The organism is Lacrimispora amygdalina (assembly GCF_900205965.1).
Classification (GTDB): domain Bacteria; phylum Bacillota; class Clostridia; order Lachnospirales; family Lachnospiraceae; genus Lacrimispora; species Lacrimispora amygdalina_A.
Map to the genome: position 1 here is coordinate 133,745 of NZ_OAOF01000006.1, position 16,763 is coordinate 150,507.

A 16,763-nucleotide genomic window follows, 5' to 3' on the forward strand; every position below is an offset into this window, starting at 1 on the left:
CAAGCTGCTCTGAATGTGATTCTTTCCAATTGTACCAATTTGAGGACGGTCAGTCGGTAAGTGTATGGGGATTGCTTTTCCTCCTGGTGGCTGTAAAGATGATTTTCAGCCTTAAAATTACGGAAAACAGACCGTATTTTAGGACTGAGGATATTTTAGGGCAAGTTTCATAGACCTTCCATAGGGAGGCCTGAAAAAACAATATAAGGATGCAAGATAGTTAGCAAAGTCTTGCCTTGGAAAGAATCGCATAACGGTCAGAACGATTTTTGGAATGTGATATATGAATGCGCATGTTTTTGCGCTGGATATCGGAATATTTGAGGTGACATACTTCACCAACCCGTAATCCGGCAGAATACATAAGAGAAACCATCGCTTTTTGCTTCAAGTCGGGGAGCGTGGTTATAAAAGTAAAAGCCTCATCTTTTGATGGAACAAAAGGAAGATAGGCATCAAACTTACGCATAGGGAGCTGGGTAGGGTCCCATGGCTTATGAAGGACGTAAAGAGTAAAAAAGCGAAGCTGGGAAATACAATGGTTTATGGTCCTGTCAGAAAGGTCTTTATGATTTTGAAGCCAGAGAATGAAATGACGAAGTTCCTCCCAGGAAACGTCCTCAGGAACTTTGTGAAGAAATAAAATCAAGATAAAGAAGATAATCCCTGACATAAATGGAATAAGATTTCAGGGTATGGTCGGTAAGACCGCGAAGGGAGAGCATCTCCCGATAAGAGTTTAAATAGTCCATAATGGAACCTCCTTAAAATGAATGTGAATAGAGTTCTTACCATTCAAAAAAGGAGGAGGACGGATAAAAAAATAAGATATGTAGTTGCTGAATTCAAGAAAGCATGATAAATTAAACATAGTAGCGGTCTCTGTGAAATGTTTTAAGTTGTCTTGTGGTGATTCAACAATAAAACATAAAAGCAAAAACCGCTACTATTTTTTTATAAATATGAAAAAAGTAGTGGGTAACATGGTAACTGGGGCTAGCCGTCGCGCTAGCGACTTGGTACAATTTAGTTAAAGTGAGAAAAACATGCAGGTTGCCAATTGTAGTTGTAGATTCAAAAAGTGAAAGGTGTGTTTATTCTATGTTGGGAAAATATATTTGGTTTATACATTTATACTCATGTTTAGGAGTCTGCGATTTAGAAATTTTGTATGAAAAAATGAGTAGATTGGGATTGATTTTATATAAAAGTAATTCATGGGCTGATTGTTATAAGATAGAAAAACCAACTGTCTCAAATTATAAGGTGGTTCCTAGAATTAGAAATGCTAATTTTCGTATAGATTATAATAAATGGAATTTAATAGCAAAAAATAATAAACATTATATTTTTTCATCAAATAAACAAGAAGTAGAATTTAATGATGTTAATATAGATGTAACTTATGATTATAGCCTATTTTCAAAAGCTGTTTTTTTGATTGCTTTTCCTATTTGTTTTTCATATTTTTTAAAACGATTTAATATAATTATAAATGGAATAAATCCTGGCTCTTTAAATCTAATGTTTGTTGGAGTGGCTGCTATTATATATTTAGGTTACATGGGAGCACTTGGGGGCGAACTGGTTCAAAGAAAGAGATACTTAAAGAATATAAAAAGCGTAAAGCATAAATATAATCATTTCTGGTTTTGTTTTATCCTTTCTTGCTCTATAAACATATTGCAAGTCGTATTGTTGGCTATAATAATTTATAAAATGATAAAATTATAAAGCGATGATCAATACTTAAGATTGAGTTGCTAAAAATAGCATAATCATAAAAATTGTTTTAATAAAATATATAATTGGAGCTATCAATTCCGTCTATTCAGAAGTGCAATTTTATTATGCAACTGCTTCAAAAATGATGTAATTGAACCATTGAAGGTTTGATAAAGTCTTTTAGAATTCCGTATTCTTTATAATTGCTTAATCTGAATAGTTATCACTTATCGGCAGATCCGGATTATCATACCCCTTTAAGAGAGCTTCAGAATAGTTAGCCGGGAGAGCCGAAGAAGCGTAACAGGGAAAGCAGAAGAGAGCGGAGAGCAAGAAAAAAACTGGCTTCATGATGATATATACAACAATCAGAGCAAATCCAACAGTAACAGTGAAACCAACATATTCATTGATTTGCGTCAGGTTATTGTTAATCAAATAAAGTAATTCTTCGGAAGTTTGGTCAAAATCCGCAGAAACCTCTAAGTCTTGAATGGGAATCTCTTCAAGACTTAGAGGTTTCTGCGTCCGAAGCAGTAGCGATGTAGGACTGCATATAAAATTCCTCCCGAATATAAAAAACCAACAACTTGTAAAAGATGTTGGAATTATGATATAATTATTGCGTGGCGGCTTCAAGAGTAAGTGACGGTTTCAACTATTCGCGAAAGTCTAGTTTAACGAATAGTTGGTATAGAAAAAGAGGGTTAACAGGCCATGCGTTAAATCATGGCTTGTGACCCTCTCTTTTTAAGTCGTCTATGTCTTATACTTCATAGCAATATGTTTTAAAGTATTCCTACTACTTTATGGGCTGGCAATCGGCTGTACAATAGATTATAGTATGCTTAATAAAGTAGAAATCAGAAAGAAACATAAAACCCCGCTTAGAAAAATAAATATGTTCCTCATTTCTTAATCTGTTCCATTTCTTTATTTTTATAAATAACCATTGGTCACCCTCCTTTCTTTTTAGTATAGATTAAAACTTGTAAAAAATATATAAAAATACTTTAAACAACTTAAAAATTGTGAAAATACTATTAATTTAGGATTGTTTGGCTATATCTTTTTAAAGGTAACACCCTTCGGGTATCTCTTTATGTCCAAAACAATGTTGTCGTCTTGTATTATTATTGTTATTTTGTTAAAATATGTAAAGTGATATCCTATTTAACTGCATAACTTATAATAAATTAAACATAAATGAGGTGAATCCATGAAAAGTACTCTCTCCTACCATCAGCAAAAAGACATAGAGAATGTAAAGCATTTGCGTGAGCTGATCAAAGAACTTCCCCTCTTCTGTGGTGACTTTTTCCGTGGCATTGAGCCTCGCACGTCCTCCCGGACCAGGATCGCTTATGCTTATGATTTAAAGGTGTTTTTTGATTTTCTTCAGAAAGAAAATCCAGTTATTCGTAAAATTGAGATGAGAAATATTCCGCTAGATTTTCTAAATACACTCAGGGTTGTTGATATTGAGGAATATATGGAATACTTAAAATACCGTTTTAATGATAGAAATCAGGAAATAACCAACAAAGAGCGGGGAATCATGCGAAAAGTCTCCTCTTTAAAAAGCTTCTATAATTATTATTACCGCAATGAACGGCTTCAAAACAATCCGGCAGCACTAATTCAGCTTCCTAAACTGCATGAGAAGGAAATTATTCGTCTGGATGTAGATGAAGTTGCGCTTCTGCTCGATGAAGTAGAAAAAGGGGAATCGTTAACAGAGAAACAAAAAGCTTATCACGAGAAAACAAAAGTTCGGGATCTTGCACTGCTGACGCTTTTACTTGGTACTGGAATTCGTGTCTCAGAATGTGTTGGTCTGGACCTTAATGATATTGATTTCAAAAATGGTGGCATACGTATACATAGAAAGGGAGGAAAAGAGGTAACGGTTTACTTCGGTTCTGAAGTTGAGGATGCTCTTCAGGATTACCTGGAAGAACGCAATCAGATTACCCCTGAAGCAGGAAATGAACATGCTCTTTTTCTATCCATGCAGAAAAAAAGAATTGGTGTCCGCAGTGTGGAAAATCTGGTTAAAAAATATTCCAGACTGGTGACACCTTTAAAAAAGATTACTCCCCATAAGCTTCGCAGCACCTATGGTACCTCTCTATACAAAGAAACCGGCGATATATATTTAGTGGCAGATGTTCTGGGGCATTCTGATGTTAATACTACTAAGAAGCATTATGCGGCATTGGAGGATGAACGCCGTCGCAGTGCCAGAAATAAAGTGAAATTGAGGGAAGTATAAATATGTGAGGAAAGTTTCAGATTTGTATTAATACTTCTGAAATGGAGTTCAAAGCCGGGTTACTTCACCTGGCTTTGAACAAAATAGGCTACGGTCAGATGCTGGCCGGAATGAATGGTATCTTCTTTCAACCGGTTCATACTTTTTAATTCCCGTACATATTGAGCGGTTGTCATCCCGCTGTTTTCAGCATACCGGCCTGCAATGCTCCAAAGACTGTCTCCGTTCTTTATCTCTATACTGGTATAATACTTTTCCAATGACGGAGTCCCCACTTCTCCTGCCAATACATTCATTAGGGAATGTCCGCAAAAATGAGATCCCAGCAAAACTGTCAGGGTTAACATGATCAACTGTTTCATAATATGCATTCCTCCTCAAGCAAGAACATATGTTCCGTTTATCTGATGTAATAATAGCACTAAGAACATATGTTTGTCAATCTGTTTTGCATTTTTTCGAACAAAGGTTTGCATTTTTCTCGAACATATGTTACTATAGTTTTAATGAATAGGAATGAGGAGGCTGTGTTATGGCGCAAGAAAAAATTACACCCAAACAGCAGGAGATTTTAGAATATATAAAAGAGACTATTTTAAAGAAGGGATATCCGCCTGCAGTCAGAGAGATCTGCGAAGCGGTTCATCTGAAGTCTACTTCATCGGTACACTCTCATTTAGAAACGCTTGAGGAAAAAGGCTATATTAGAAGAGATCCGACCAAACCACGTACAATTGAGATTATTGATGACTGCTTTAATCTTACCCGCCGTGAAGTTGTGAACGTCCCCATACTGGGTACTGTTGCTGCTGGGCAGCCTCTGTACGCGGAAGAGAATATTGAAAATTACTATCCCATTCCCTCCGATCTGCTGCCGAACACAGAGACGTTCATGTTAAAGGTCAGGGGTAACTCCATGATTAATGCAGGGATATTGGAGGGGGATCAGATTATTGTGGAACACTGTTCCACTGCGCAGAATGGAGAGATCGTTGTAGCACTGGTGGATGATTCCGCTACCGTAAAGCGCTTCTTTAAAGAGAAAGGACAATACAGACTTCAGCCTGAGAATGATTCTATGGACCCTATTATTGTAGATCATGTGGAGATACTTGGTAAAGTGATTGGATTGTTCCGACTGGGAATTCACTAAATGAAATAAGGTTAAGGTTACATAATTATTTTATGTCAACCTTAACCTTAAAATAAACGGCTTACACTAATTGTGAAGCCGCTCATAAATATTCTTATACTATTTCAATCTATTTTTCTTCCAGATCTTCTACCGCGATTGTCTTCCCATCTCGCCAGATTCGCTCCAGATCATAGAAAAGACGGTTTTCCTTGTCGAATACATGAACGATGATATCGCCATAATCCATAAGGATCCAATTGGCATTCTGGTAGCCTTCTATCTGCTTGCATACATATCCCTTTTTCCCCAGTTCCTCCTCTACATTGTCCACCATTGCCTGTACCTGGTTGGAATTGGTACCACTGGCGATAATAAAATAATCGGCAAGAACTGATACGTTTCGTATGTCAATGATGCTGATTTCCTCACCTTTTTTATCAGATAAAGCTGCATAAGCAGTTTTTACCATATCCATGGATTGATTCATCTTGTTTCTCCCTTCTTTTCGTTATGAACCTGTTTATAATAAGCATATGCCTGGTTTGAAACAGAGTCCACAAATTTTCCTTTGCTTTCCAGATATTCAAGAGTATTCTTAAGAATCTGATAAACACATTCATCCAAATCAGTAAATGCAAGAGAACGAATATGAAGCAGATCCGGCGCCCTCTCCCGTCTTGGTTCTATAAAATCTGCCGTAAATACGATTTTCTCAAGCAGGGACATGTCTGGTCTTCCTGTCGTATGCCACCGTATGGCATTTATCACCTCTTGGTCAGTTATATTATATTTATGCTCCGCCAGCCATGCGCCGTATTTGGCATGAAGCACGACTGGGGCTTTAAGTTCATCGTCAGTTAATAGAATATCCTGTTTCCGGCATTTTTTAATAATCTCTTCATTTCCGTAGTGCTTTGCACAGTCATGTAGCAAACCGGCAAGCTCAGCCTGATCTAAATTAAAACTGTAACACATTGCCAATGCGGTACAGATAAAAGAAACACTTAATGTGTGCTCGTATCTTAAAGGGCTCAATTTCTCTTTTAAATCGTTTCTCAATTCCGTAATATCATCTATCATGCTTTTATCCTTCTCCTGATATAAGCCTTGATTGTTAATAAATTCAAATACCTCAGGGGGTACATAATCTGAAACAGAAAGACCTTTTGCAATCCGTTCCCGCAGCATTTCGGAAGAAATATCCATCTCTTCGCAATGAAGAATCCGTATATCTGCGTTATATTTGTTATGAAGAATAGCTATCTGCTTTTCCATGGATGGGTGCGCATCTTCATATTCCCGTCTTGCGGCCAAAAATACAGCCTGAGACAGGACCTGATCCGGTTCATACCATTTTTCAATTTCATAAAGAGAATCTGCTCCTATAATAAAAAAGAACTGATGCTGTGGATATGCTTCCCGCAGCAGCTTCAAAGTCTGAGACGTATAGGTACTGCCATTCCTTCTGACCTCAAAATCTGAGCAGATGAATCCTGTTTTCCCGCGTACAGCAAGCTCCGTCATCGCAAGGCGGACCCCAGGATCCGTTACCTTTCTGTCATTTTTGTGAGGTGGATGACCGGAGGGCATAAACCATACCTCGTCCAGCTGATATTCCTTCCATGCCTGCTCTCCCAGCATCAGATGACCATTGTGGATCGGATCAAATGTTCCGCCCATTATCCCTATATTACCCATAATTACCGACTCCCTGGCCTGAAAATCAGGCTTCATTATTTAGGAAGAACAATTTTTCTTTTCGTTTCGTCTTTCGCCTGTTTATAAAGAACAATTTTTCTCCCAATTACCTGAACGATCTCAGAATGGGTCCGTTCAGAAAGAACTGAGGCAATGCTGTTTCCATCGTCTGCACAATTTTTTAAAATAGTTATTTTGATCAATTCCCTTGCTTCTAAAGCTTCTGCGATCGCATTGGTGATCTCAGGGGTCAGGCTGGACTTTCCAATCTGAAAGATTGGATCTATATTCATCGCTAATCCTTTTAAATAGGATCTCTGCTTACTTGTCATATTATTCTCCTTGTTACTTGTAATAGTCAAATTCAAGACCATACATGCGGACCGTATCGCCTTCCTGGATTCCGGCATTTTCCAGTTCTTCCAGTATTCCATTTTCTTTTAAGAACTTCTGGAAGAAACTGAAGCCCTTCTCAGATTCCAGATTCGTATAACCTAACATTTTTTCAATACGGGGGCCTTCAACAACATAGACACCATCTTCTGTTACTTCCACAGAGTAAGGCAGCATTACTCCGGACAGGCTCTTTAAGTCAAATTCCTTTTCAAAGACCATAGGACTTAAATTGACTGTTTTAAGCAGTTCATAGACAGCATACAGCAGTTCCTTGACTCCCTGTCCGCTGACTGCAGAGATGGGATAAACTTTAATACCCTTAGGCTCAAACTCAGCTTTCAGTTTGTCAACAGGACTCTCACCATCTTCAAAAATGGCATCAATCTTGTTCGCAGCTATAATCTGAGGCCGCTTGATTAAATCCGGATTATAAGCTTCAAGCTCTTTATTAATAGCTATGATATCGGCGATCGGGTCACGGCCTTCTGTTGAAGCTGCATCAACAACATGAACCAGCACTCTTGTCCTCTCAATATGGCGGAGAAAATCATGTCCCAGTCCAATGCCTTCAGAAGCTCCCTCAATCAGTCCGGGGATATCTGCCATTACAAAACCTTTTCCTCCATCTATATCAACAACTCCCAGATGAGGGTTTAATGTAGTGAAATGGTAGTTGGCAATTTTAGGTCTGGCATTGCTGACTCTTGATAAAAGAGTTGACTTTCCTACATTAGGAAATCCTACTAAACCAACATCAGCGATTACCTTTAATTCCATCTGAACCCAAAGCTCCTGCGAGGGCTGCCCCGGCTGAGCATACTTCGGTGCCTGCATGGTAGGGGTAGCGAAATTCATGTTACCCTGTCCGCCTCTGCCGCCTTTTAATATAACCTCACGGCGGTTTTCTCCTGACATGTCGGCAATTACTTTTCCGGATTCAAAATCCTTTAAAACGGTTCCTTCCGGTACTTTTATGATTAAGTCGCTGCCATCTTTTCCATGACACCGTCGCTTCCCGCCCGGTTCGCCATCCTGCGCTGTATACTTGTGAATATGTCTGAAGTCACTTAAGGTATTCAGTCCTTCATCCACTTCAAATATAATATTACCGCCTCTGCCGCCGTCACCGCCGTCGGGTCCGCCGCAGGGAACGTAAAGTTCTCTCCGGAAGCTGACATGACCGTCGCCGCCCTTTCCGGATCTTATATATATTTTTGCTCTATCGGCAAACATTCATTCACCTGTTTCCTTTCTACTGATAAAAAAATCAAATCCCATTATTCTATATTCAGACTAATGGGCGTATCGTAAAAAACGGCTCCATACGTCAAGGTATGAAGCCGGTCCAATTATTCGTTAATTGCTTTTGGATAAACAGAAACCTGCTTTTTGTCTCTGCCTTTTCTCTCAAATCTCACAACGCCATCCACTAAAGCGAATAATGTATCATCACCGCCGCGGCCTACGTTGATGCCTGGATGAATGTGAGTTCCACGCTGTCTGTAAAGAATATTGCCAGCTAACACGAACTGACCATCAGCTCTTTTGGCACCTAATCTCTTAGACTCGGAATCTCTGCCGTTCTTTGTAGAACCAACACCCTTTTTATGAGCGAAAAATTGAAGGTTCATCTTTAACATCACTTACACCTCCTTAAATCGGATTTTAATATATGGTTCTCCATATTCTTCCTCAATATCCTGTAATCCGAATACCAGAGAATTCATAAGGAGCTGCGACCCGGAACTTATGTCAGAAGTAAACCGAAACTGAAAAGATCCTGTCTTTTCTTCCTGATTCACTTCAAAAGAATCCTCTGTGAATTGCTCCACACTGTTGGCCATATTAAAAGTTAAAGCTGAAACAGCGGAACAGACAAGTTCTTGCCCATCCTGATGATTATCAGCCAACCCAGCATGTCCTGACAGTTCAATTCCTGTATAACGTTGTTCTGAATCAACAAATACGGTTACTCTTATCATGATTAAGCATTGATCTTTTCGATCTTAACCTGAGTATAAGACTGTCTGTGACCATTCTTCTTATGGTATCCAGATTTTCTCTTATACTTGTAAACAATAACTTTCTTAGCTTTGCCTTCTTTTACAACTGTACCTGTTACGGTAGCACCTGCTACAGTCGGGCAGCCTACTGCTAATTCACCATTGTTTACAACAAGTACCTGGTCAAATGTGACAGCTTCACCAGCGTCAACACCAAGCTTTTCAACTTTAATGATATCGCCTTCCGCTACTTTGTACTGCTTACCACCTGTTGCAATAATCGCGTACATATGGCACCTCCTATTATCATTACTCGCCAACTATGGTGTTCTGTAATAACAGAAACTTTTTAACCTCATTGTGCGGCATACTGTATAAATATAGCATTCCTAAAAGGTTATGTCAATATTTTTTCTGCAAAATTATGAGAAAAAGCAGGGTTTTTATGACTTCTCCTTGTATTTTCCCGGAACTCTTAGTATAATGGTCAAAGTTTGACTATAAAAGGGGGTAATATACCAATGAAAACAGATCAGAGAAATTCAATTTTTATCCGTTGCTGCTACGGATATGCGGTCAGCGGCATGGCGGTTTTAGTAATAGGAGCCATACTTCCATCTATAATAAAGGAAGCGGGAATCAGCTTTCTTGCAGCCGGAGGACTTTTATCAATTATGGCTATTGGCAATCTTTCTTCCAGCTTTATTTTCCCTGTTATGGTTTCTATTATGGGAAAAAAGAAATCCATTACCATGGTTACTCTCTTTGTTCCATCTTCCCTGCTGGTTTTAAGCCTATTACCTCCGCTTTCAGTCATGTACGCGGTTATACTGCTTTACGGCTTTGCACGGGGCTGTATTACTATTTTAAATAATGCGGCAGTCAACGATATCTATGGAGACGCAGCCACCAGTAAACTGAATATTCTTCACTGTTCCTTTGCAATCGGGGCGTTCCTTGCTCCTTTGATTACAGCAGCGATGATGAAACTGGGATTTGGATGGAAAGTAACGCTCTATATGATCGTTATATTAACAATTTTCTCCGCAATTTCATATGGAACCATGAATTATCAATTGATCGGTGACAGAAAAAGTAAATCCAGCAGTACCGTTGCAGGGAACAGAGGATTTCTGCGCTCTTTTCCATTTTACTGCATTGCTTTTATTCTGTTTTTTTATCTTGGAGTTGAAAACTGCATCAATGGATGGTTTGTTACCTATCTTCAGAATACAGGAGTGATGAGTGCTGAATTTGCCACAACATTGGTGTCTCTTACCTGGCTGGTTATTATGGGGGGACGGTTAGTTTGTGCAGCAATGTCTAAAAAAATGCATAGAAGTACGATACTGCTGATTCATTCCATAGGAAGTGCAGTCTGCTTATTTATTCTGATTAAAGTAAATTCGTTACCTTTGGTGACGATCTCATTGCTTGGACTTGGTTACTTCTTATCCGGAATTTATCCAACCTGTATTGCCAATGCAGGACCATTGATTCAGGGTTCTACCTTTGGAATGTCACTTCTGACTGCAATTTCTGCCATGGGAGGTATTTTTACTCCCCAGATTGTCGGCGGAGCAGCCGACCGTGTGGGAATTGTAGCTGCAATCAGCATCCTGATATTTAATGTTGTTTTTGTTGTTATTTTATCTGCTGTCAATTTTAAAATCTGGCATCAGAAAAAGAATGCCGGTCAAACTTCATGACATACCTTTACAGAGGGGGAGTTTTCATAATGAAATCTCCCCCATCTGTAAAGCCTGTTCATAAAGCGGTTTTCTAATTTTCTTTCTTGTCAATTCAACCAGATTTAGTTTGGTTATTTCTACGACTGTGGTTTTAACAGGATCTCTGGAAACAATTTCTTCCAAACGCTTCAATAGTATTTTTTTATCTTCTTCATTATCCATATCAATAAAATCAATTACAATAATACCCGATAGATTTCTAAGCCGGATCTGATGCGCGATTTCCCCGGCCGCTTCCAGATTGATTTTCATGATCGTCTCACGAAGCGCTTTTTTCCCGGAGTATTTGCCGGTGTTTACATCAATAACAACTAAGGCTTCGGTGGGTTCAATAACCAGATATCCTCCGGATTTCATCCATACTTTTTTCCCAAGGGCTTCCTTTACGGTTTTTTCAATCCGGTACAGTTTTTTTAAGGGAAGCAGTGAATCCTCGTAATAAGCCAGAAGATGCAGATCTTCCTTCTGATGTTCTGTTAAATATTCTTTTACCGCTCCATAAATATCCGGTTCATCGGTAATTACTGATTCAAGAGAAGATCGGAAACTGTCGCGCAGACCGCCTAAATAGGACGGCGCAGAACTGTATAACAGACTGTAGCAGGTTCGGTGCCCGGCATGTGTAAGGATACCGTTCAGTTTGTCCTTTAGCTGCATCAACTCCTGGTTCAGGGCTTCCATGGGGACAGAATAAGCGTTTGTTCTTACAATGATTCCCCAGTCTTCTTTCATACCTTCCAAATACTCTTTCATTTGATGCTTCCACGCAGAATCCTGGATTTTGCCCGAAAAACCGATCTGTTTTTTCCCGGAGGTCAGAACAAAATACCTGCCAGTCAGATTTAAATTTCCTGTGAGAACGGGAGCTTTTGTCTTTACTGCATCCCGCTCCACCTGAACAAGTATCTCATCTCCCTGGCGGAGTCTGCCAACATAGGGACGTCCATCTGCAAAATGAACCGATGAGTCCGCAAGACTTAAATACCCCATTTGCCCATTTCCAATATCAACAAATGCTGCATTAATATTTTTTACGATGTTATTTACTTTTCCTATATAAATATTTCCCAGAAAAGAATGACCCTCCTCCGGCTCCATATCAATCTGAAGGGTTTCCTTCCCTGACTGCAAAAGAGTGATTATACAGCCATTCCATCTGGTTATAATTAATTTATTCAACGGATTCTCCTATAAGTCCCAGAGGAGTAAGAACAGGATTGGTCCCATCACCTGTATTTCCGTATACTTCTTCTCTCTGGATACAAAATGCAAATTCCGGGCTGGCTTCCCCTCTCCACTGGTCGTATGCCTCCATTACCAGCTCCGGCTTTAAGTTGTCTGCACTTCCTGCTGATAGCTTCATGAAAATTTTATTATCACTGACGGAAAGGTGGTAGATATGATTCTTAAGATCCACTTCCCTCTCCCCCTTTTTAGATTTTTTCATAATCATAATATGGTCCTGCTCTATAAATGCCTGAAGACCGTCAAAAAAGCCCTTCTTATCATCGGGTTCCTTCCCTTCCCGGAAGGTTATGGTGTAGTCTGCGGCAGCAACTAAAGACATGGCATTCTTTGCATTATCATTGAGGCGGTGGCATTCGGTAACGGTAATTCCTTCTGCCATCACATCATTAAGCTGCTTCATTAAGGTCTCACAGTCCACCATGGTATGGACCTCTATATCCATATATTCCCCATTACTGGTAAGACCGACCCCTAATGGAGCCGCAAAAGACATAATCTGATGAGGACTGAATCCTTCGCTGTATTTAATATCAACATCAGCTCTTCTCATGGCTTTCTGAAAATAACGCATGATATCAAGATGACCCACAAACTTGACAGGCCCCTGTTTTGCAAATTTAATTCTTACTTTCATAGCAGACACCTCCTTGAAAACTCATGGCACCACAGCCAGTACACTGCATGCGGCAGTTGGGGGTGACTTTTTCGCCAATGGCATTCTGCCATTCTCTTTTTAGAAAATCCTTTGATACTCCTGCATTAATAAAGTCCCATGGGAATATCTCGTCTAAGCTTCTTTCCCTGACTGTATAAAAATCAGAATCCAGACCGCAGGTTTCAAACGCCTTCATCCAGATATCATTTTTAAAGTGTTCAGACCAGCTGTCATAGAGAGCACCGTTTTTGTATACCTCTTCAATCAGAGCCGATATCTTTCTGTCGCCTCTTGCAAGAACTCCTTCCAGAACCGTCAAGTCTGCCTCATGATAATTGTATTTTAAGCTCTTCTGATTGAGCATGGTACGGAATTTATCCTTCACCAGATAGGCTCTCTGTAAAAATTCTTCCTTTGTGCACATTCTTGCCCACTGGAATGGAGTAAATGGCTTTGGCACAAAGAATGAGGAGCTGGCAACAACCTGTACTTTACCATTGCGCTGGTCTTTGGGAATCTCATAGTAAACTTCAGCTACTTTCTCTGAAAGCTCTGCAATTCCTTCCATGTCCTCTGCTGTCTCTGTAGGAAGACCCAGCATAAAATAGAGTTTTACCCGGTTCCAGCCTCCACGGAACGCTTCTGCGGCTCCTTTTAAAATGATTTCTTCTGTAAGTCCCTTATTAATCACATCCCGAAGTCTCTGGGAGCCAGCCTCCGGAGCGAAGGTCAGACTGCTCTTACGGATATCCTGAACTTTACTCATAACATCCAGTGAAAATGCATCGATTCGAAGAGAAGGAAGGGAAACATTGACGCCTTTGCCCTTGAATTCATCAATTAAAAAATTAACGATTCCTTCCAGTTCACTGTAATCACTGGAACTTAAGGAACTTAAGGAGATTTCCTCATGTCCGGTATTCTTTAACAGCTTATAGGCGTAATCTTTTAAATACTCCAGACTGTGTTCTCTCATCGGTCGGTAAACATTACCTGCCTGACAGAAGCGGCAGCCCCGGATACAGCCTCGTTGAATCTCCAGAACAACACGGTCCTGGGTTACCTTAATAAATGGAACCAGCGGTTTTTCGATGTAAACAGCGTCATCCATACGAACAACCAGCTGTTTGGTAACGGTTGCCTTTGCATGAGGGTTGTTGGGTGTCATGCTTTTAATGGTTCCATCCTCATTGTAGGACACATCATAAAAAGAAGGAACATAGATTCCTTCGATTTCAGCGGCCATCTCAAGAAATTCTCTGCGGCTGCCCCCTGCTTTTTTATTCTCCTTATAGCGGTCCATCAGTTCAAAATAAACGGTTTCTCCTTCACCGATATAAAACATGTCAAAAAATGCAGCAAGAGGTTCCGGATTGTATGCGCAGGGACCGCCTCCGATGATAATTGGATCGCTCTCCTGGCGGTCAGATGCATGAAGGGGGATCTGCCCCAGATCCAGGACCTGCAGAATGTTGGTATAACACATTTCATATTGGAGTGTGATTCCAATAAAATCAAACTCCTTAATCGGATCCTGAGATTCCAGTGCAAAAAGAGGAATCTTCTTCTCTCTCATTATCTTGTCTAAATCAGTCCAAGGAGAAAAAATACGTTCACAGTAGATGTCATCTCTCCTGTTAAACATATCATATAAAATCTGTATTCCAAGGTGGGACATTCCAATTTCGTAAACATCCGGAAAACACATACCAAATCGGATGTCTACCGAATCAGGATCCTTTCTTGCCATATTGACTTCATTCCCAATATACCGGGCAGGTTTTTCAATACTTAATAGTATTTCGTCTGATAAAGCTAATTTTTTCATATTAATTCCTTTTTATCTTGTGCCAGATGCACATTATTATTGATCAAAGTTTAATTATAAAATACTTTACAGGATTAAGCAACATTATTCGCCAAAACTACAGAAATTGGAACAAAAAAGGCATTGACCCATAAAAATGAATCAACGCCTGAACGGATTATTCCAGATTCAGTTTTTTCTTGAAAATATAATCGGTAATCCCGAAAAGAAGTAATTGCATGAATACCGCAAAAAGAATCATTATCGGAAAGAAGAAATTTGCAAAATAGGCAAGTATGGAATTTGCAGAATCATTGAGCTTGTCGCCGTAGACCCCGAGGGGTACCATAACAATTACTCCGATGATCTGTGATGCTATCTGGATAATAAAATAACCGACAATGGAGCCTAATATCTTATTCTTACTGATCACCTGACCGAGCGCTATAGCTGCGTAGTAAATTAAAGGTGATGTAAAGATACCAAATAATAACATAAACAGGAACTCAATGATAAACAGGACCAGCAGGGAACTGTTCAGCGTGGTGTTAATATAAAACCATGCGTAAGAAAGCTTATCAGTTAATACAGAAAAACGATCTGATGTATAAAACATACCAAATATTGATATGAAAATCACCAGCCAGCTGCTGACAGTCCAAATACTGGCAACAGTCAGTTTTGAAATAATATGACTTTCTGTAGAAACCGGGAGGGTATGCATTAAATAACCTTCATCTGTAACCATACTCTTATAAAAACGGTGAATTATCAGTAAGATGCTTGCACTGGCAACAATAATCAAAGTTGCTACATATACAAAAACAATAACGGTGGGAATAAACTGTAAAATCGGAGGATAATTCCCAATCCATAGTGTAAATCTGGTAATTGGCGTAAGCGCAATAGCAATCAGAAACAGCGGTAAAAAATAGCGTGCTGTTGCTTTTAGTTCGTGTCTGATCAATTTTCCTAACATTTGAATACCTCCCTGAAATAAGCATCAACTGATTTTCCTTCTTTCACACGGATATCATCTACTGTGGATTGAAGGGTGATGCGGCCATTTTGAATGAAGATCGCTTCGTCCAGAACATTTTCAATGTCTGCAATCAGGTGTGTGGAAATGAGGACCGTGGAATTTTCATTGTAATTGCTGATAATGGTATCCAGAATATAATCTCTGGAAGCGGGATCAACGCCTCCAATTGGCTCATCCAGTACATAAAGGTCCGCATTACGGCTCATAACAAGAATAAGCTGTACTTTTTCTTTCGTTCCTTTTGACATTGTCTTTAAAGAATCATTGGGATTGATATGAAGTTTTTCCAGCATATCATAGGCTCGTTTTTTATCAAAATTATCATAAAAATCACCAAAAAAATCCAGCAGATTTTTAACTTTCATCCAATTATTTAAGTAGGTCTTATCCGGGAGATAGGAAACGATTTTTTTCGTTTCTATTCCTGGTTTTGTACCATCAATCATAATCTGACCGCTGGTTGGAACCAGCAATCCATTGATCAGCTTAATCAATGTGGTCTTTCCGCTTCCGTTGGGGCCGAGAAGTCCTATGATTCTGCCCCTTTCCAGTGTCAGATTGATGTCAGATAAAGCAGTTACACTGCCGTAACGTTTGCTTAACGTATTACATTCAAGTAATGGATTCATACTTATTACCTCCCATATATGAAATATTGTCTACCGGACAGATTCGAGAATAAACGTTTTTACCTCTTCATCACTGAATCCCAGTTTTTTTAATTGTTCCAAAAAGTTTTCAAGTTGCTCTTTCGCCAATTCCAGTTTCATTTTTTGTATCATAGATTGATCCTCCGTAATAAAACGGCCACTGGTACGATTGGTAACGAGTAGACCGCTGTGCTCCAGTTCAGAAAGTGCTTTTTGCATCGTATTCGGATTAACAGAAGCTTCTGCAGCTAAATCCCTGACGCTTGGAAGCTTGGAACCTGATTCGTATTCTCCGGATATGATCCGATAATGAATCTGTTCAATTAGTTGAATATAGATAGGGCGGTCATTCTTAAGTTCCCATGCCATTTATTATTC

At 39.4% G+C, this 16,763-nt stretch carries 20 protein-coding genes and 2 pseudogenes; 4 read left to right on the plus strand and 18 right to left on the minus strand.

From position 1 onward, the window contains the following. Positions 1-220: 220 nt before the first annotated feature. The 3 genes and pseudogenes from CRO04_RS26805 to CRO04_RS27035 all read right to left on the minus strand — a co-directional run bounded on the left by CRO04_RS26805 (position 221) and on the right by CRO04_RS27035 (position 752). A complete protein-coding gene (locus tag CRO04_RS26805) occupies positions 221-469 on the minus strand; it encodes a tyrosine-type recombinase/integrase (protein WP_242974428.1) in 249 nt (82 codons plus the stop codon). A gap of 75 nt (positions 470-544) precedes the next feature. Beyond that, positions 545-673, minus strand: a pseudogene (locus tag CRO04_RS27290) (hypothetical protein); the annotation flags it as partial. Then, the gene (locus CRO04_RS27035) at positions 621-752 is read right to left on the minus strand and encodes a hypothetical protein (protein ID WP_278321363.1); all 132 of its coding nucleotides are present in this window, start codon (positions 750-752) and stop codon (positions 621-623) included. The gene CRO04_RS27035 and the pseudogene CRO04_RS27290, both read right to left, overlap by 53 nt. 349 nt (positions 753-1,101) lie before the next feature. Between CRO04_RS27035 and CRO04_RS10500 the strand changes: the two genes are divergently transcribed. Continuing rightward, positions 1,102-1,734, plus strand: a complete 633-nt coding sequence (locus CRO04_RS10500) for a hypothetical protein (protein WP_097004195.1) — start codon at positions 1,102-1,104, stop codon at positions 1,732-1,734. A gap of 1,210 nt (positions 1,735-2,944) precedes the next feature. Continuing rightward, entirely contained in the window at positions 2,945-4,000 is a 1,056-nt protein-coding gene (locus CRO04_RS10505) for a tyrosine-type recombinase/integrase (RefSeq protein WP_097004196.1), read from the plus strand. Positions 4,001-4,059: 59 nt separating this feature from the next. Here the strand turns inward: CRO04_RS10505 and yneA are convergent, their stop codons facing one another. Then, on the minus strand, positions 4,060-4,362 hold the full coding sequence (gene yneA / locus CRO04_RS10510; RefSeq protein WP_097004197.1) for a cell division suppressor protein YneA: 303 nt from the start codon (positions 4,360-4,362) through the stop codon (positions 4,060-4,062). 170 nt (positions 4,363-4,532) lie between these two features. Here yneA and lexA point away from each other — a divergent pair, with 170 nt between their 5' ends. Next, complete coding sequence (gene lexA / locus CRO04_RS10515; RefSeq protein ID WP_097004198.1) at positions 4,533-5,153, plus strand: transcriptional repressor LexA; 621 nt, start codon at positions 4,533-4,535, stop codon at positions 5,151-5,153. Between the two features lie 109 nt (positions 5,154-5,262). On the opposite strand, the gene rsfS is transcribed toward lexA, so the two are convergent. The 8 genes and pseudogenes from rsfS to rplU all read right to left on the minus strand — a co-directional run bounded on the left by rsfS (position 5,263) and on the right by rplU (position 9,522). Then, a complete protein-coding gene (gene rsfS, locus CRO04_RS10520) occupies positions 5,263-5,622 on the minus strand; it encodes a ribosome silencing factor (protein WP_097004199.1) in 360 nt (119 codons plus the stop codon). Beyond that, the gene (gene yqeK, locus CRO04_RS27295; RefSeq protein ID WP_097004319.1) at positions 5,619-6,215 is read right to left on the minus strand and encodes a bis(5'-nucleosyl)-tetraphosphatase (symmetrical) YqeK; all 597 of its coding nucleotides are present in this window, start codon (positions 6,213-6,215) and stop codon (positions 5,619-5,621) included. Before yqeK ends, rsfS begins: the two co-directional genes overlap by 4 nt. A 24-nt stretch (positions 6,216-6,239) precedes the next feature. Further along, a pseudogene (gene nadD, locus CRO04_RS27300) lies at positions 6,240-6,869 on the minus strand (nicotinate-nucleotide adenylyltransferase); the annotation flags it as partial. Continuing rightward, a complete protein-coding gene (yhbY, locus tag CRO04_RS10535; protein ID WP_097004200.1) occupies positions 6,869-7,165 on the minus strand; it encodes a ribosome assembly RNA-binding protein YhbY in 297 nt (98 codons plus the stop codon). The gene yhbY and the pseudogene nadD, both read right to left, overlap by 1 nt. Positions 7,166-7,178: 13 nt before the next feature. Next, the gene (gene obgE / locus CRO04_RS10540; RefSeq protein ID WP_097004201.1) at positions 7,179-8,462 is read right to left on the minus strand and encodes a GTPase ObgE; all 1,284 of its coding nucleotides are present in this window, start codon (positions 8,460-8,462) and stop codon (positions 7,179-7,181) included. 116 nt (positions 8,463-8,578) lie between these two features. Next, entirely contained in the window at positions 8,579-8,869 is a 291-nt protein-coding gene (gene rpmA, locus CRO04_RS10545; RefSeq protein WP_097004202.1) for a 50S ribosomal protein L27, read from the minus strand. Positions 8,870-8,872: 3 nt separating this feature from the next. Beyond that, on the minus strand, positions 8,873-9,211 hold the full coding sequence (locus tag CRO04_RS10550; protein ID WP_097004203.1) for a ribosomal-processing cysteine protease Prp: 339 nt from the start codon (positions 9,209-9,211) through the stop codon (positions 8,873-8,875). 2 nt (positions 9,212-9,213) lie between these two features. Then, complete coding sequence (rplU, locus tag CRO04_RS10555; RefSeq protein WP_025233053.1) at positions 9,214-9,522, minus strand: 50S ribosomal protein L21; 309 nt, start codon at positions 9,520-9,522, stop codon at positions 9,214-9,216. Positions 9,523-9,753: 231 nt separating this feature from the next. Here rplU and CRO04_RS10560 point away from each other — a divergent pair, with 231 nt between their 5' ends. After that, positions 9,754-10,941 carry an MFS transporter gene (locus tag CRO04_RS10560; RefSeq protein WP_097004204.1) on the plus strand — a complete coding sequence of 396 codons (1,188 nt, stop codon included), beginning with the start codon at positions 9,754-9,756 and terminating at the stop codon, positions 10,939-10,941. A gap of 24 nt (positions 10,942-10,965) precedes the next feature. Here CRO04_RS10560 and CRO04_RS10565 read toward each other — a convergent pair whose 3' ends face one another. The 6 genes from CRO04_RS10565 to CRO04_RS10590 all read right to left on the minus strand — a co-directional run bounded on the left by CRO04_RS10565 (position 10,966) and on the right by CRO04_RS10590 (position 16,754). Next, entirely contained in the window at positions 10,966-12,162 is a 1,197-nt protein-coding gene (locus tag CRO04_RS10565) for a ribonuclease E/G (protein ID WP_097004205.1), read from the minus strand. Further along, positions 12,155-12,865: a TIGR03936 family radical SAM-associated protein gene (locus CRO04_RS10570; protein WP_097004206.1), complete on the minus strand. Its 711-nt coding sequence runs from the start codon at positions 12,863-12,865 to the stop codon at positions 12,155-12,157. The genes CRO04_RS10565 and CRO04_RS10570 overlap by 8 nt, the downstream gene beginning before the upstream one ends. After that, the gene (locus tag CRO04_RS10575; protein WP_097004207.1) at positions 12,849-14,714 is read right to left on the minus strand and encodes a TIGR03960 family B12-binding radical SAM protein; all 1,866 of its coding nucleotides are present in this window, start codon (positions 14,712-14,714) and stop codon (positions 12,849-12,851) included. The genes CRO04_RS10570 and CRO04_RS10575 overlap by 17 nt, the downstream gene beginning before the upstream one ends. 157 nt (positions 14,715-14,871) lie before the next feature. After that, positions 14,872-15,672 carry a hypothetical protein gene (locus CRO04_RS10580; protein WP_097004208.1) on the minus strand — a complete coding sequence of 267 codons (801 nt, stop codon included), beginning with the start codon at positions 15,670-15,672 and terminating at the stop codon, positions 14,872-14,874. Further along, on the minus strand, positions 15,666-16,364 hold the full coding sequence (locus CRO04_RS10585) for an ABC transporter ATP-binding protein (protein WP_097004209.1): 699 nt from the start codon (positions 16,362-16,364) through the stop codon (positions 15,666-15,668). The genes CRO04_RS10580 and CRO04_RS10585 overlap by 7 nt, the downstream gene beginning before the upstream one ends. 30 nt (positions 16,365-16,394) lie before the next feature. Then, complete coding sequence (locus tag CRO04_RS10590) at positions 16,395-16,754, minus strand: GntR family transcriptional regulator (protein ID WP_097004210.1); 360 nt, start codon at positions 16,752-16,754, stop codon at positions 16,395-16,397. Positions 16,755-16,763 lie beyond the last annotated feature (9 nt).